The 15295-nt window shown below is 55.5% G+C and carries 15 protein-coding genes and 1 other RNA gene; 13 read left to right on the top strand and 3 right to left on the bottom strand.

Going from position 1 to position 15295, the window contains the following annotated elements; translation table 11 throughout:
• From BN2684_RS09180 to rnpB, 8 genes are all read left to right on the top strand, one after another.
• Positions 1 to 840: a pyruvate, water dikinase regulatory protein gene (locus BN2684_RS09180; protein ID WP_058301874.1), complete on the top strand. Its 840-nt coding sequence runs from the start codon at positions 1 to 3 to the stop codon at positions 838 to 840.
• Positions 841 to 964: 124 nt separating this feature from the next.
• Positions 965 to 1435, top strand: a complete 471-nt coding sequence (locus BN2684_RS09175; RefSeq protein ID WP_058301873.1) for a YaiI/YqxD family protein — start codon at positions 965 to 967, stop codon at positions 1433 to 1435.
• 42 nt (positions 1436 to 1477) lie between these two features.
• On the top strand, positions 1478 to 3322 hold the full coding sequence (gene dnaG / locus BN2684_RS09170) for a DNA primase (protein WP_058301872.1): 1845 nt from the start codon (positions 1478 to 1480) through the stop codon (positions 3320 to 3322).
• A gap of 28 nt (positions 3323 to 3350) precedes the next feature.
• Positions 3351 to 4475, top strand: a complete 1125-nt coding sequence (rpoD, locus tag BN2684_RS09165) for an RNA polymerase sigma factor RpoD (protein WP_058301871.1) — start codon at positions 3351 to 3353, stop codon at positions 4473 to 4475.
• Positions 4476 to 4543: 68 nt separating this feature from the next.
• Positions 4544 to 5365 carry a hypothetical protein gene (locus BN2684_RS09160; protein ID WP_058301870.1) on the top strand — a complete coding sequence of 274 codons (822 nt, stop codon included), beginning with the start codon at positions 4544 to 4546 and terminating at the stop codon, positions 5363 to 5365.
• A 10-nt stretch (positions 5366 to 5375) separates the two neighbouring features.
• Complete coding sequence (locus tag BN2684_RS09155) at positions 5376 to 6131, top strand: tRNA (adenine(22)-N(1))-methyltransferase (protein WP_316245511.1); 756 nt, start codon at positions 5376 to 5378, stop codon at positions 6129 to 6131.
• Positions 6107 to 7222 carry a Nif3-like dinuclear metal center hexameric protein gene (locus tag BN2684_RS09150; RefSeq protein ID WP_058301868.1) on the top strand — a complete coding sequence of 372 codons (1116 nt, stop codon included), beginning with the start codon at positions 6107 to 6109 and terminating at the stop codon, positions 7220 to 7222. The genes BN2684_RS09155 and BN2684_RS09150 overlap by 25 nt, the downstream gene beginning before the upstream one ends.
• Before the next feature lie 176 nt (positions 7223 to 7398).
• An RNA gene (gene rnpB / locus BN2684_RS12765) (RNase P RNA component class A) lies at positions 7399 to 7813 on the top strand.
• A gap of 295 nt (positions 7814 to 8108) precedes the next feature.
• On the opposite strand, the gene BN2684_RS09145 is transcribed toward rnpB, so the two are convergent.
• The 3 genes from BN2684_RS09145 to BN2684_RS09135 all read right to left on the bottom strand — a co-directional run bounded on the left by BN2684_RS09145 (position 8109) and on the right by BN2684_RS09135 (position 11403).
• Positions 8109 to 8402, bottom strand: coding sequence for a hypothetical protein (locus BN2684_RS09145; protein ID WP_187385763.1), 294 nt, complete (start codon positions 8400 to 8402; stop codon positions 8109 to 8111).
• 150 nt (positions 8403 to 8552) lie between these two features.
• Positions 8553 to 9398, bottom strand: coding sequence for a protein-glutamine gamma-glutamyltransferase (locus BN2684_RS09140; RefSeq protein ID WP_058301867.1), 846 nt, complete (start codon positions 9396 to 9398; stop codon positions 8553 to 8555).
• Positions 9399 to 9492: 94 nt separating this feature from the next.
• Positions 9493 to 11403 (bottom strand): S8 family peptidase, encoded by a 1911-nt coding sequence (locus tag BN2684_RS09135; protein WP_234340205.1) that lies wholly within the window; start codon positions 11401 to 11403, stop codon positions 9493 to 9495.
• A 189-nt stretch (positions 11404 to 11592) separates the two neighbouring features.
• Here BN2684_RS09135 and BN2684_RS09130 point away from each other — a divergent pair, with 189 nt between their 5' ends.
• The 5 genes from BN2684_RS09130 to BN2684_RS09110 all read left to right on the top strand — a co-directional run bounded on the left by BN2684_RS09130 (position 11593) and on the right by BN2684_RS09110 (position 15265).
• A complete protein-coding gene (locus BN2684_RS09130; protein WP_058301866.1) occupies positions 11593 to 12102 on the top strand; it encodes a DUF3907 family protein in 510 nt (169 codons plus the stop codon).
• A 198-nt stretch (positions 12103 to 12300) separates the two neighbouring features.
• A complete protein-coding gene (locus BN2684_RS09125; RefSeq protein WP_058301865.1) occupies positions 12301 to 12519 on the top strand; it encodes a DUF1540 domain-containing protein in 219 nt (72 codons plus the stop codon).
• Between the two features lie 66 nt (positions 12520 to 12585).
• Complete coding sequence (locus tag BN2684_RS09120) at positions 12586 to 13074, top strand: hypothetical protein (RefSeq protein WP_058301864.1); 489 nt, start codon at positions 12586 to 12588, stop codon at positions 13072 to 13074.
• 122 nt (positions 13075 to 13196) lie between these two features.
• Positions 13197 to 14033, top strand: a complete 837-nt coding sequence (locus tag BN2684_RS09115) for a lytic transglycosylase domain-containing protein (RefSeq protein ID WP_082651850.1) — start codon at positions 13197 to 13199, stop codon at positions 14031 to 14033.
• Between the two features lie 83 nt (positions 14034 to 14116).
• Positions 14117 to 15265: a cysteine desulfurase family protein gene (locus tag BN2684_RS09110; RefSeq protein ID WP_058302518.1), complete on the top strand. Its 1149-nt coding sequence runs from the start codon at positions 14117 to 14119 to the stop codon at positions 15263 to 15265.
• The last annotated feature ends 30 nt before the right edge of the window (positions 15266 to 15295 follow it).

Below are 15295 nucleotides of genomic sequence, written 5' to 3'. Positions count from 1 at the left end.
ATGCCCATGATGGAAAATACCCCAACGGTCTATGTGATTTCAGACTCGGCAGGAGATACGGGGGAAGCGGCGGTCCGTGCTGCAGCTGTCCAGTTTTCCCCGATTGCCGTGCAGATCGTGCGCGTCACGTTCATTCAGGACAAGCCAGGCATTGATCGGGTGATCGGAGCCGCGCGGAACAGCCGCAGCATGATCGTCTTTACGCTGGTCGTGCCCGAGCTGAGAGATTATTTGTTGGAGCAGGCTCTGCTCAACAAGATTGTCTGCATCGACCTCCTCGGTCCGATCATCGGCAACCTGGAAGGGCTGCTGCACAAGCAATCCCGGCATGAGCCCGGCATCATCCACGAGTTGGATGATGATTATTTCAAACGTGTGGAAGCCATCGAATTTGCCGTCAAATACGACGACGGGCGCGATCCTTCCGGCGTACTCAAAGCCGATATCGTGCTGGTCGGTGTCTCGCGGACCTCGAAGACTCCGCTCGCGATGTATTTGGCGAATAAGAGGTTCAAGGTTGCCAACGTGCCGCTTGTTCCCGAGTTGAAGCCTCCGAAGGAATTGTTCACCATTCCAAAGAGCAAGATCATCGGGCTTCGTATCGGCACCGACAAGCTCAACGCGATTCGCAAGGAGCGGCTCAAGGCGCTTGGTCTGCACGGCGAAGCTAGCTATGCCAAGCTCGAGCGCATCGAGCAGGAGCTTGACTACTCGACCGCCATCATGGAGCGGCTCGGCTGTGTAACCATCGATGTGACCAACCGGGCAGTGGAGGAAACGGCCAGCATGATCCAGGACATGTACCGTGCGAATCACCAGCACGACCATATCCGTTTTTGAGCTCTGGTGTCTGCGGATGCAGGCCCGAGAAATCGGCCTGACGATCCAGGAAGGAATTTTCAAGACTTGGTCGTATATAGTTTATGAAAGAATATGCTTGAATGGGTGAGCGGGTGGGTAAGCGATGAACAGAGAGGGAAGAATCATAATTGTCGACGCCGACGCCTGCCCGGTCAAGTCCGAGATCGCCAGGACAGCCCGGAAGTTTGACGTTCCGGTTTGGATGGTCGCTTCGTTCGACCATCGGCTCGTTCCAGAAGACGGGGTTACCGTCTTTCAAGTGGACCGCTCCGATCAGTCAGTCGATCTCTACATTGCGAATCGGATTCAGGCGGACGATGTGCTGGTCACGCAAGATTTCGGTCTTGCGGCCATCGGAATCGGCAAGCGGGCGATCGCCTTGTCCAATCGCGGACAGATCTATTCGAACCGGACCATTGATTTCCTTCTGGAAAGGCGCAACGAACAGATGCGCAAGCGCCGAGGAGGAGGCCGATCCAAGGGTCCGAAGGCGTTCACTGAGGAAGACCGTCTGACCTTTCTACAAACTCTGACAAAAGTTTTGTCGGACAAGCAGGAGATATTCATCACATAAGCGAATAGATAAAGACGTGTCCATGAGATGCAGGTGAAGATAATGAGTTATGGACGCATACCCGATGAAGTGATTGAGTCAGTCCTGAAGAGGCATGACATCGCCGATGTGGTCGGCAAATATGTCCATTTGAAGAAGCAGGGGAATTATTTGAAGGGGCTTTGCCCCTTTCATTCGGAGAAGACGCCTTCCTTTACCGTCAATCCGGAACGGCAAATTTACCATTGCTTCGGATGCCGCGCGACGGGCAATCTCATTCATTTCGTCATGGAATTGGAAGGATACTCGTTCCCCGAGGCTGTCAGGCAGCTGGCCGAGGAAGCGGGAATCCCTACGGACTGGGAAGGAGCTCCGCGCGAATCCGACCCGGAACGCAAAGACCGCGAGAATCTTTTTGCGGCGCATGAATTGGCATCCCGATTGTATCAATATATATTGGGTAGCACCAAACAGGGCCAGAAGGCTCTGAGTTATGTGAGAAACCGGGGAGTGTCCCAGAAGCTGATCGAGACTTTCGAGATCGGATGCGCAGCCGACAGCTGGGACCTGCTGGCATTGCAACTGGACAAGAGGGGCTTCTCGCTGCCCCTATGCGAGAAAGGAGGGCTGGTTTCCGCCAAATCGGACGGGAACGGTTATCTGGATAAGTTTCGAGACCGGCTTATCTTTCCGATCCATGACTTTAAGGGGAAAGTGATCGCTTTTGCCGGAAGAGCTCTTGGAGACGTACAGCCGAAATATCTCAACAGTCCGGAATCTCCCTTGTTCAGCAAAAGCCGCAATTTGTACAATTTTCACCGCGCCCGGCCGCAAATCCGCAAAACCGGACAGATCGTTCTTTTTGAGGGCTATCTGGACGTCATCAAAGCGTGGGAAGCGGGGATCGAGAACGGGGTTGCGACGATGGGGACTGCTCTGACTGAAGAGCATTGCTCTATCCTGCGCCGCAATGCGGATGAAGTGCTGGTCTGCTACGACGGGGATAACGCGGGTCAATCCGCTGCTTACAAAGCGCTCGCCATGCTGGAGAAGGCGGGGCTTACCGTGCGCATCGCGATGCTGCCGGAAGCGAAAGACCCGGACGAATTCATTACCGCCTACGGACCTGGAAGGTTTAGAAAAGAAATCATCGAGGGGGCCGTCAGCTCCGTACGCTACCGTCTTCAATACGTACGGAGGAATTTCAATCTGCTGAGCGAAGATGGCCGTCTGAGATACCTGGAGACCGCCGCCCGGCTCGTGGGTGAGCTCGCCTCGCCGCTCGAAAGGGAGCATTACGCCAAAGAGCTGACGACTGAGTTCCAAGCGGGGCTGGAAGGGTTTAAACAGGAAGTTGGGCAAGCTCGGCAGGAATTCCTGAAAAAGAAAGAGAACAGGGATAATAAAGAAATTTCGTGGAATAATGGTAAAAATAACGGGAACGGTGCGGGAAGACATCCTTCCCCGGGACGCGCTTACCACAACGCGGAGATTCTTCTTCTCGCTGTCATGATGCATGATCGAGATGTAGCGGAATACGTTCGGGAACGAATCGGGGAAGAATTTATTTCGGAAACCCATGCGGCGCTTGCTGCTTATTTGTACGCGTATTATGCTCAGGGGAATCCTCCCAATGCCAGCCGCTATCTGGCGACTTTGCAGGACGAACGGCTCGAGACGGCGGCCGGTGCGATCCTGATGAAGACGCTGCCGGAGACCAACCAGCAGGTCATCGACGATTACATCAGCCAAATCCGCAAAGAATTCCGTCAACAGGCCATCAAACAAAAGAGAGAAGAGATGGCCGGGGCCAGCAAAGCCGGAGATGTCATGCTGGCGGCAAAGATTGCAAGTGAGATCATAACCCTGGAGAAGCAGTTGAAATCATTCGGACATGACAACGCTTGACCGATTCCGGGGAGGAGGGAGAAGATTCATGGCAAACGACCAACACACCCGAGTGGAAACGGAACTTACTCTTGATCAGGTGAAAGAGCAGCTGATCGAGCTTGGCAAAAAGCGGTCATCTCTTACGTATAAGGACATCATGGAACGACTCGCTCCCTTTGATCAAGATCCGGATCAAATCGATGAATTTTTTGAACAGCTCGGGGAGCTGGGCATTGAGATCGGCAACGAGAACGACGACGATGAGATGCCAATGGGACGAGGGGAAGATCACGAGGGGGATGAGTTCAACTTCGATGATGACCTGTCGCTTCCTCCGGGAATCAAGATTAACGACCCGGTCCGCATGTACTTGAAAGAGATCGGGCGCGTACCGCTCTTGTCGGCGGAAGAAGAGATCGAGCTTGCCAAGAGAATTGGCAACGGCGATGAGGAAGCGAAGCGCCGCCTCGCGGAAGCGAACCTGCGGCTCGTCGTCAGCATCGCCAAACGCTATGTTGGCCGTGGCATGCTCTTTCTTGACCTAATTCAAGAGGGCAACATGGGCCTGATCAAAGCGGTCGAGAAATTCGACCACGAGAAGGGCTTCAAATTCAGTACCTATGCGACCTGGTGGATTCGCCAAGCGATCACGCGCGCGATTGCCGACCAAGCCCGAACCATCCGTATTCCCGTGCACATGGTCGAGACGATCAATAAGCTGATTCGCGTATCCCGCCAGCTTCTGCAAGAGCTTGGCCGCGAACCGGCCCCCGAAGAGATCGCCAAGGAGATGGAGCTGTCAACCGAGAAGGTCCGCGAGATCATGAAGATCGCGCAGGAGCCGGTGTCGCTTGAGACGCCGATCGGGGAAGAGGATGACTCCCATCTAGGCGACTTCATCGAGGACCAGGAGGCGCTCGCCCCTGCCGATGCAGCCGCATATGAACTGCTCAAGGAACAGCTGGAGGATGTGCTCGACACGCTGACCGAGCGGGAAGAGAACGTGCTTCGCCTGCGCTTTGGGCTCGATGACGGACGCACCCGCACCCTTGAGGAAGTCGGCAAGGTGTTCGGCGTCACGCGCGAACGGATTCGGCAAATCGAAGCGAAGGCGCTCCGCAAGCTTCGCCATCCAAGCCGGAGCAAGCGATTGAAGGATTTCCTCGAATAAAACCAGCTGCGCAAGACCTTTTGCTTTTTGGGAAAGGTCTTTTTTTCTGAGAGGTGGAGGCGATCGGTATGGAGTCGGAAAAACACCGTGTAATCGTTCAGGAAATTGAGCAATGGCGGCGCAATCGGCTGCTCCCGGAGCAGTATTGCGATTTTCTGCAAAATCTGTACCGTGACCCGGATGAGGACACCAAACAGGTCTTCGGGATTCCTGCGGGGAAAATCGTGAATGCCCGGCCGCGCACATGGCTGCTAATGATCGTCTTTATTGGAATCATTTGCTATATTGGTTTTTATTTTATCTCTTTTCCAAGGCCCATGCAAATCGCGGTATCTGCTTTGTTCGTTCTCGGACTGTATCTGGTGGGAACGCGGCAGAGGAACCGGCGGCCGCACCTTTCTTTCGTTGCGCTATGGGCGGGAGCTTTGGCAGCTCCGGCGGCCGCGCTCTACCAGCTGCAGGAATCGGATGCTTCTCGGGGAGCCTATGCGATTCTCCTTCTGTTGGTAGCCGCCTTTTGGATCACAACGGGAATCGCTTCTCGCTTCGCCGCTTTTCATTTTAGCGGATGGGGAGCGATCGTCCTCTTGTACGGGTGGCTGCTCCACCATGTGAGTCCCGACGCCGGCATCCTCCGGCTGCAGCTTGGCTGGCTGCCCGTCGGCGCTCTGCTTGGCTGGGTGGGGACGCTGCTGCTTACGAAAACCCGGCTGAACGGCAAGGTTTTGCTTGTCAGCGGAGCGGCCTTGTGGCTGGCTCCTGAGATTTACGGGCTGATCGCCACGGAGCTGTCACCGGTGCTCCTTCAGACGATTCTGACGGGGAAGCTCGCTGCGGCGGGTATCGCCTTATATGCAACACGCCAAAAATGGATAGAATGGATCGGATAACGACATGGTCATGCTTTCAACGAGATTATCGGCAATCGCCGCAAAGATACCGGCGGGAAGCCGGCTGGCAGATATCGGTTCGGATCACGCGCTTCTTCCGGTATCCCTTGCCGAGAACGGCACAATTGCGCGCGGAATCGCAGGCGAGGTGAATCCCGGACCCTATGAAGCGGCCCAGCGCCAGGTTCGGGAAGCGGGGGTCGGCAAGCTCATCGACGTGCGGAAAGGGGACGGCCTTTCGGTTCTTACCCCGGGCGAAGTGGATGTGATATCCATCGCGGGTATGGGCGGGAGCCTGATTGTAAGCATCCTGGAGGCTCACCCCGACCGTTTGGAGGGCGTCAATCGGCTTGTCCTGCAGCCCAACGTCGGAGAAGATCAGGTGCGGAAGTATTTTCTGACTCACAACTGGATATTGTCCTCTGAAGAACTGCTCGAAGAAGACGGCAAGCTCTATGAGGTTCTCACCGCCGACAAGCATCCGGATGCGGAGAGGTTGAATGAGGAGTTTTACAGGGAACGGACCATTGGTCGCTCCTGTCAGTTGGATCGAGAGTGGCTGCTGCGCCTCGGGCCTTACCTGGTAGAAGCGGGAGGAGTTGTTTTCCACAGCAAATGGGAGCGGGAGCTCGCCAAGTGGAGACGAATCGAGAAGCAGCTCACGGAATCGGAGCTTCCCGCTTCCCAAGCGAAGCGGGAGGAGGTTCGGCACAACATCGCAAAAATCGAGGAGGTTCTGGCATGTACGGGAATGGACAGACGGTAACCTCTCTCCTTGACGAGCTGGCACCGAAGAGATACGCGGTTGAGGATGATCGGATCGGCTTGCAGGTGGGCTCGCTTGCGAAGGAGGTCCGAAGGGTGCTCGTAACCCTCGACGTAACGGAGGAAGTGGCGGATGAAGCCATCCGCGAGGGCGCGGAGCTCATCATCGCGCATCACGCACCGATCTATCGGCCGCTGAAGTCGCTTCGAACGGACACGCCTGCAGGAAAGGTGTTCGAAAAGCTGATCAAGCACGATGTCGCTGTTTATGTGGCGCATTCGAACCTAGATGCCGCCGTCGGCGGAATCAACGATTTGATGGCCGATGCCATCGGGCTGACCGACACGGTCCCGTTAGACCCGACCTATACGGAGAGGCGAAAGAAGCTGGTCGTGTACGTTCCGACGGATCATGCCGATCAGGTTGCGGACGCGCTGTTCCGGTCAGGAGCGGGGCATATCGGCCGGTACAGCCACTGCAGCTTCCGCTCAAACGGGACGGGAACCTTCCTGCCGCTGACTGGAACGAATCCGTTCATCGGCCAAGAGGGGCAGCTGGAGCAGGTGGATGAAATCCGGCTGGAGACGATCTTGAGCGAAACCGGCGAACGTCGTGTGGTAAGAGCTATGCTCGAGGCCCATCCTTATGAGGAGCCGGCCTACGATTTGTATCCACTTGAGCTGCCGGGCGAGACGTTCGGTATCGGCCGTACCGGTAAGCTGGCGCAACCTTGCACGCTCGATGAACTCGCCGAGCGAGTGAAGACCGGGTTTGAGGTGCCGTTTGTGCGCATCGTCGGCCGGGGAGATACGGTGATCAAGAAAGCGGCGGTTCTCGGCGGAATGGGCGCCGACTATGTATCCCACGCTCAGTTTGCAGGTGCGGATGTCCTGATCACGGGAGACATCGATTATCACACCGCCCATGACGCGCTCGCTGCTGGAATGTGCTTAATCGATCCGGGACATAACGCGGAGAAGATCATGAGAACGGGCGTCGCCGATTACTTGAACAGAAGGCTGCGCGAGAGGAAGCTGGACACGATCGCCATGGCGTCCAGCGTGGACACGGAAGTATTTCGGCTGAGGTAGCGCTGGCCGTCGCTTGCTGATAGGCTAATGAACAAAGCCCGAAACCAAAGCCCGCAACCAAAGGAAAAGCTCCTTTTGGATGTGGGCTTTGTTCGATTGATGACGCCTCATCTGGTAAATCCCGGATGCGGTTGCATGACGGCAGGCAAGCGTGTATACTATAGATTCGTGTCCGGAAAGTTTGACAGACAATCGCCGGCGGTTATGCCGCGGGAGGAAAGTCCGGGCTCCATAGGGCAGGATGCTGGATAACGTCCAGTCAGCGCGAGTTGAAGGATAGTGCCACAGAAATGGACCGCCGATGGCTCGTCCCTCCGGGACGGGATCAGGCAAGGGTGGAACCGTGGTGTAAGAGACCACGAGGGGCTATGGTGACATAGCGCCTGGTAAACCCCATCTGGAGCAAGACCTAATGGGACGCAGGGAAGCAGTCAACTGCACCCAAGCCTTAGCCCGAGGCGCGTCCGGGTTGGTCGCTGGAGCCGTTCAGCAATGGACGGCGTAGATAGATGATTGTCGCTTCAAAGGCGGGAGGGGAAACCCGTTATCACCGCCAGAAGTACAAAACCCGGCTTACGGCAAGCTTCCCGGAACGAATAAAGCCCGCAACCAAAGGAAATGCTCCTTTTGGTTGCGGGCTTTGTTCTATGTTCAGCCGAAATGCGATATCACCCAAACGAGGTTGCGAGCAACCAAAACCGGGATCAGTCGGTAAGGACGGCAAGATGAGCTGCGGCTGTCGGGTCGGCTAACCGCTCATCCGCAAGACGGCGATTTTCGAATGTTCATGCAGAAGAGATCCCCTCAATCGGGGATAGCGGACAGAAACGCTTATCGGACCGGCAGCGCTGGGGACGCGAAGGTCCCCAGCGGCTGACTGACCGTTTCACTTGCGGAAGGGGCTGATGGCTCCGCCAGCGGGTCCGGTCGGGAAGGGACTTACCCCGGCGGGAAGCGACGAGATGGGAACCGTAGGCAGGGGCGGAACGGCGACATTGCGTTCGGTCACGGTATAATAATGCTGCGGAACCGGGACAAAATGATGACGGTTGACAATTTCCACCGGATGGATGACCGGTTGCGGACGCGGATGGTAGAAATCACGGACCACCACTTGCGGCTCACAAACAATCGGTGCGAAGCCCAAGCAGCCTTGTGTTGCCAATTCGGGTTTAGACACGGGCATGATCTCCTCTCTGTATTCTGGGTTTCGGGCATTTCCCTATACTCTATGCCCACGGCGACGATTGGGTCTGTACGGATGCCCGGGTACAGCGGCCCTCCGCGCTTTTTTTGCCCGGTTATTTTTTGGCTTTCATCGGAGCTTTCATCAAAAGGAAACGGGCAGATACCGGTGTTCGGTCGACTCTCCCACTCGTACCGTCATCAAGCTCTGTCGGAGTGGAAACGGATTGCTCCAGATTGCTTCGTAATTGGCTGAAGGGTTGTTCACCCAGCTCTCCATGATATGATAGCCGGGCGCGATGACATTGTCGCTTAGGCTTGCAGATACGGTGCTTCCCGGAATCCGGTTTCGGTTCAAGGCGCGGATGATCTCGTCTCCCGGCACTACGCCGACTCCATGGCCGAAGTAATACCCGTTGCCCATATCTACAGCGTTCTCTCCGATCCACCAAGGAGTAAGAGGGGATACGTCGGGATTGTTGAAATAGACGACATCTCCGGGCAATACGTTCGCCGGATCGATTCGCCGCAAGTTCAGATCGCGGTCATAGTTCCAGTCGTATAACGTCAGATTGGCAAAGCGATCGTTGAAGATGGCGTCTCCGACCGTTTCAATGATGGCCCGGTAGAGGACAATCACCATCGCGGTTGCGCATTCGAAGCTGTAGAGATTCCCATTCTGATAGATGTCCCGGATGGCGTCCGCAGGTGAAACATCCGGACGAAGCTCGAAGGCCCCTTTTGGGGTGCGCGTCCAGAACTGAGGATTGCAGGTAGATTGGGCGAAGGTGGAGAACCGCGCGCCGCTGCTCGCAAGAGCGTTCGAGCTGTGCAGAATATTGGCTCGCATGCGGAGCTCGAACAGCAGGGAAGTGGGGGAGGCGAACCGGAAGACGGTCGGGCTTGCCGACATCGTATCGAGGATCATGCGTTCAACGGGGGGAAGTCCAACCGGCGGGGAAACGGGGCTTCCATCCATAAATACAATCATGGGGTATCCCATCCTATCTGGCTGTGATACCCCATGATATGTGCGGAGGAATTCAAGCGTGTTTATCGGGCTAACGAGAAACCCTTATCGTCTCTCATCGTCCAAATAGCCTTTGAAGCAGGCGCGATAACGCATTTCCATGAGGAGCTTGAAGCGGCTGCTCTTGGCTGGTCGCTGCGGTGGAGGTGCCCGAAGCCGCTGCCTCAAGAGCGCGATAGACATCGATTTGTCCATACCCGTAATAATTGTCTTTGCCAGTGTCTCCGATGTCGGCTGCCGTGTTGCGCATGATGTCCATAACTTCCTTGTTGGTCAGCTTCGGATTGACCGACCGGATTAAGGCGGCGAGAGCAGCGACATGGGGACTCGCCATGGATGTGCCGGACAGCGAAGCGTATTGGTTGTTCGTGTAGGTGCTGGCGATATTGACGCCCGGAGCGGCAACGTCAATATAGGAGCCGTAATTGGAGAAGGACGCTTTGTTCCGATTATTGTCCGTCGCCGCGACGGCAAGCACTTCGGAATAAGCGGCCGGATAACCGGGATCTCCCGAATTGTCGTTGCCGCTCGCCGCAACGAGCACGACGTCATGGTTGTAGGCGTATTTCACGGCGTCATGCAGGAAGCTGGACTCGGCATAATTGCCGAGGCTCATATTGATCACCTTGGCGCCGTGGTCGGTCGCCCAGATGACCCCTTCGGCAACGTTGTAGGCATTGCCTGCTCCCGAATTGTCGAGCACCTTGACGGGCATGATCGGGTTGTTCCAGGTCAGGCCGGCAATGCCCATGCTGTTGTTGACGGTTGCCGCGATAATGCCTGCCACATGGCTGCCGTGACCTACATCGTCAAGGGGCTTCTTGGTTGTGTCGATCGCATTGTACCCCGAGATCAGACGATCCTTCAGATCCGGATGAGTCAGATCGGCGCCCGTATCCACGACGGCGACAATCACATCTCCGCTGCCTTTGGACAGCGTCCAGCCCGACTCGGCATTGATGAGCGGCAGGTTCCATTGATACTGGGCGAAAAGGGTATCGTTCGGCTCCCCCTCCGCTTGTTGTTGCGCCAAGGAACGGAAGTTTGCTGCAGGCTTCCGCTCGACAGGCACAACCGCGGATTCATTCGTATTGTACAGGTAGTGGGGTTCCGCATATTCGATATGATGCTTGCGGAAATAGCGGATCATCTGCTTCGTATCCATTTTTTTGGAGGTGAAGACATACGCATAGCCCATCTTCTCATAGGAACTGGCCTGAAGCTCTCGTTGAATCAGCTTCAGCTGTTTCTCCGTAGGGGCTTTCTTGAATTTCACGACGATTTGATTGTTGTAATAATGGCTCTTGCCCTGATTTTCCTCCGGCCCGGAAACTTTGGTTTCCTTCAGGTTGTTCGCATCCGCCGCCTTCATACCAGGCTTGCGGTTGGGATTCGGGTACGTAACGAGGCGCAGGTTCCGCTTGGATTCCGATTCCACCTTGGTCAGAATGTCCTGGCGGATGACCGCGACCAGCCCGTGTCCGTTTTCACCAGGGACCCCCATGACCGCTCGCAAGCCCATGCTGGTTGGCAGCGATGAGGAACGGTATTCGTTTCCGATGTGAATGGCTTGGATCGCTTTCTGAACTTCTGTATGCACCTGCTCGGGATAGTTCTGCAGCTTTATGCCTGCGGTGGAGAGAGCTGCGGAATCCGTCGCGTACCAGGCCAGAGCCTCGAGATGCGGATTGCTTTTGAGCGATCCGGATAGATGCCCAGGCATTTCTGAACGCGTGACGGACTTCATCCCCAAGGCCGTTTTGCGCAGGTCAGTCAGGCACTGATTACGACACAATTCCTCCGTCAGCTGGACATCCTGCTGGACAGTGAGCATTTTGGCCGACTTCTCTTGACTGGCGATCTTCTGATGTGTTTGACCGGCGGAACGGTCCAAGCGGTCATTGCGGGCAACGAGCAACACTCCGGCTAGCACCAGAATGGCTGCGGCCCAGGTCCATTTTCTCACAGGTGTCATTCCTCCGTTTCTTAAATCAGCCTTCAAGCGTTAGGGTTTGGCCGACGAAGCTGTTTTATGCAAAGAGGGACGGGTCTGGGTCCGCCAGCTTCAAGCCTGTTTCAACGGTACCGTTTCGGTTGAAAGTATGATAGGATGAGGAGGAATGAGGGTGGCGACCCACGCCGAGGAGGAACGGAGATGGCAGGCTCTGATGTCAAAAACTTGTGCGAATCCGCGCGCGTAAAGCTGAAGGAAGCAATTTCGAAGATGGAGCTATTCTTGAATCGGAATTCGCTCGAGCAATTGGTCCAGGGAAGCGGAGAAGCCGATCCTGCAATGGAAGACTTCTATCGCGATTATCTTCAGGACACCCGGCATCTGTTGGTCTTCAGCGAAGTGCTTTTTGAAAAGCTGGGGGTTAGCCTGCGCAGGGCACAGTTCCAGGAGGATCATGCCGAACGGAACCTTTATGACGCTTATCACCAATGCGTCAACCGATTCTTTTATCCCAAGAATGAATGCTATTCCGAAGACGGCCGTTACGCTTATACGGGACAAGATGCGATCCGCTTTCGCAAGAAGCCAAACCGCGATGTTCGCAACTTGACTGTGGAGCTCTCCAAAATTTTTGAAGAATTGAGAGAAGAGCTCTCCTACTACGAAACGGATTACATTAACCAGAAACGGATGCAAGGGGAAAAGATTTAAGGGGCGTCGCCAAACCCACAGCCTGAATTCGGGTTTGGAGCCAAGCTCAAGATGGGTCAGGGAAATGCAGGGGGATCAACAAAAAGAGAACCGGATGGAGCGCGGCTCTGGTATCCGGTTCTCTTTTTGTTGCTTCTCTCGCGGCATTCCGCACGGTATAGGACAACGGGGAAGGGGAAAGCTTGTGGTGGGAGGTGAATGACATTGAAGCCGATTGTCAAATGCAGTGTATCCAATTGTCAATACTGGGGACAGAACAACAATTGCCAGGCCGATGCCATCATGATCGAAATCGACAAGCATGCCAACATGAAGTATGACGCGGAATTTGCTGGTGAATCGTTCGACAGCGACCACAAGGACTTGGCTGACAGCAGCGCCAATACCTGCTGCCACACGTTTAAGCCGAAGGAGTAGCAAGCCGGAAAACACACGCTTAGAAGTTAGCCGTTTCCGGTGCCTGCAGGAAAGGGGGAACGTACCGTGGAGGAATGGAGTCCCGATAAAGGAAAGATCCCGGACACCCGGAAGGAATCCCGAAAGCTGGAGGAGTACCAGCGGCTGGAGCAGCGGATGGAAGGCGGGCTAGCTTCCCGGGAGGAAGCGGAATTCTCCGCTGAGCTTGCCGCAGGCGCACCGTTAACCGGTTCACCGGTGGCCATGCGCAAGGAGCTTGGCAGACAATCGGGCTTCTCGACACCTTCTCCGGAGACTTACGGGGCGGAACGCGTTCAGGTAAGAGATGCTGAACAGCAGGAATCCCGCAGTCGAACAGCGGATCTATTGGGATGGAGCGCTTTTGTGCTCGCTCTCTTGTCCCTGTTTGCCCTTCCCGGAATTCTCGGCGCCGCAGCGATTGTGCTTGGTCTTATATCCGTTTATAAGGGGAGCCGATCCCTCGGCGCATGGTCCGTATTGATCGGGATTGTCACAACGGTCACCAATCTGATCCTGATCCCACTACTGGGCTGAACCGAAATCCTGCCGTCATCCCGACTGGGACTTCGGCAGGATTTTCATTTTATAGTGGAAATTCGCGCTGTCCTCGGTGTACAATGACGATAAGTATCGTTTTTTGGAAAGAGGGCGTACTCATGAGCATGGACCCGCGGGTTCTCAGCCAGCTGATTCGCGCGCAATTTCTTGGAACCTCTAGTTGGTGGAATGCGAGCGACAGCTCTTCCTCAACAGGAGAAGGGAATAATCTCTTCAGCAACCTGCTGCAACCGCTGTTAAGCGGCGATAGCACGGGTATGGGAACGTCCAGTTCCTACTCCAATACAATACCGGCGGAATACGCGACCTATTCGACGGGGTATAACGGATTATTAGCTTCTTCCCAATTGTCTGGACAATCTTCCAGCAATCTCGGTTATTCCAGCAATCTCGCCTACTCTGGCTTAGGGTTATCTGCTGCGGCACTCTCGGGTCTATCTGGGGATAATAATTCCGGATATTCGGCGGTCAATGCCCTCTCCCGATTGAGTCAATACGGAATCTCCGGACTGACCGGTTCTTCCGCTTACGATCCCATTATTGCCGAAGCTGCGGGCAAGTACAACGTCTCCGTTCCGTTGATTAAAGCCGTGATCGACCAGGAATCCTCTTATCAGCCTTACGCGGTGTCATCGGCAGGAGCTAAAGGGCTCATGCAGCTGATGGACTCGACCGCTCGGGGACTCGGCGTCACCGATTCCTTCGATCCCGAACAGAATATTCACGGAGGGACACGGTTCCTCTCCGATCTGCTCACGAAATACGGCGGTGACGAAGCCGTGGCGCTCGCAGCATACAATGCCGGACCGGGCCGGCTCGAACGGCTAGGGATAACCAATCGGGCGGAGCTCACCAAGAATTTCCGGTCCTTGCCGCAGGAAACTCAAAGCTATGTCACCACGGTTCTCGGCAAGAAAGCCCAATACGAAGTCTGATTGGGTTGAATTCCAACTATATCCGCACGTAGGGAGAAAAGATCAGAGCCATGATCTTTTTCTTTTTTTTGGAGGGATACGATATGCTTTATTTGGATTATTGCGCCACGACTCCGACTCGTCCGGAAGTCATCCGAACGATTTCAGAGGTGATGGCGAACCATTTCGGCAATCCATCTTCATTGCACCGGCTCGGCTTGGAGGCGGAGCAGCTCGTTGCGAAAGCCCGGCGTGTCGTAGCGGGAACCTTATCCTGCAAACCGCAGGAAGTGATCTTTACGGGCAGCGGCTCGGAAAGCAACAATCTCGCCATCAAGGGAGCCGCTCTTGCTTATCAGGGCCGGGGCAAGCATGTGATCACGAGTCTCATCGAGCATGCTTCGGTGTATGAATCCTATCGTCAATTGGAACGGATGGGCTTTCAGGTGACCTATTTGCCGGTCGATGAGACCGGACAAGTGCGGCCGGAGGATGTGAAAGCGGCGCTCCGTGAGGATACGATTCTGGTCAGCCTGATGTATGTCAACAATGAAATGGGCCGGATTCAGCCCATTGCGGAGATTGGCAGGCTGCTTAAGGAGCGGCCTCGAACCTTGTTTCATGTCGACGCCATTCAGGCGTTCGGCAAGCTGGATTGCACGGTCGGACATCTGCATGTCGATCTGCTCAGCTTGTCTGCTCACAAGTTCGGCGGACCCAAGGGAACGGGCGTCTTGTACCGGCGAGAAGGAGTGGAGCTGGCTCCGCTCATCGCGGGAGGAGGCCAGGAAAACGGCCTTCGCTCCGGTACGGAGAACGTCCCTCTTCTCGTTGGCATGGCGAAAGCTTGTCGACTTGCCGCGGAGGAGCGAGAAGCCACGGTAAGGCAGCTTCGAACGATTCAGCGGCTGCTGCTGGAACGGCTAGCGGCCATACCGAGAGTTTCGCCGACGACTCCGTTGCAGGAGCTGGACGGTTATGCGCCTCAATTGGTTCATATCACCGTACCAGGGATACGACCAGAGGTTGTCGTCCATGCTTTGGAGGAAAGGGATATCTTCATATCCACCCGCTCCGCCTGCTCGTCGGGTCAGGAGGAGCCAAGCCGGGTGCTTCTGGCAATGGGCATGCCCCGTGAGCGGGCGGTTTCCGGGCTCAGGATCAGCTATTCGGCTGCTCATACGGAGGCCGATATGGAACGGTTTGCCGACGAATTGGAGCGAGTATTGGACCGAATCGGGAACGGTCGCTGAAGGTAGCATCAACGAAGGAACTGGAATGAG

The organism is Gorillibacterium timonense, assembly GCF_001457415.1.
Lineage (GTDB): Bacteria > Bacillota > Bacilli > Paenibacillales > NBRC-103111 > Gorillibacterium > Gorillibacterium timonense.
This window is presented reverse-complemented; position numbering and strand designations above follow the sequence as displayed.

What these genes read in the sequence shown, in the direction of transcription:
- BN2684_RS09180 (WP_058301874.1), top strand. Translation starts at nt 1, where the DNA reads ATGCCCATGATGGAAAATACCCCAACGGTCTATGTGATTTCAGACTCG.
- BN2684_RS09175 (WP_058301873.1), top strand. Translation starts at nt 965, where the DNA reads ATGAACAGAGAGGGAAGAATCATAATTGTCGACGCCGACGCCTGCCCG.
- dnaG (WP_058301872.1), top strand. Translation starts at nt 1,478, where the DNA reads ATGAGTTATGGACGCATACCCGATGAAGTGATTGAGTCAGTCCTGAAG.
- rpoD (WP_058301871.1), top strand. Translation starts at nt 3,351, where the DNA reads ATGGCAAACGACCAACACACCCGAGTGGAAACGGAACTTACTCTTGAT.
- BN2684_RS09160 (WP_058301870.1), top strand. Translation starts at nt 4,544, where the DNA reads ATGGAGTCGGAAAAACACCGTGTAATCGTTCAGGAAATTGAGCAATGG.
- BN2684_RS09155 (WP_316245511.1), top strand. Translation starts at nt 5,376, where the DNA reads ATGCTTTCAACGAGATTATCGGCAATCGCCGCAAAGATACCGGCGGGA.
- BN2684_RS09150 (WP_058301868.1), top strand. Translation starts at nt 6,107, where the DNA reads ATGTACGGGAATGGACAGACGGTAACCTCTCTCCTTGACGAGCTGGCA.
- BN2684_RS09140 (WP_058301867.1), bottom strand. Translation starts at nt 9,398, where the DNA reads ATGATTGTATTTATGGATGGAAGCCCCGTTTCCCCGCCGGTTGGACTT.
- BN2684_RS09130 (WP_058301866.1), top strand. Translation starts at nt 11,593, where the DNA reads ATGGCAGGCTCTGATGTCAAAAACTTGTGCGAATCCGCGCGCGTAAAG.
- BN2684_RS09125 (WP_058301865.1), top strand. Translation starts at nt 12,301, where the DNA reads ATGACATTGAAGCCGATTGTCAAATGCAGTGTATCCAATTGTCAATAC.
- BN2684_RS09115 (WP_082651850.1), top strand. Translation starts at nt 13,197, where the DNA reads ATGAGCATGGACCCGCGGGTTCTCAGCCAGCTGATTCGCGCGCAATTT.
- BN2684_RS09110 (WP_058302518.1), top strand. Translation starts at nt 14,117, where the DNA reads ATGCTTTATTTGGATTATTGCGCCACGACTCCGACTCGTCCGGAAGTC.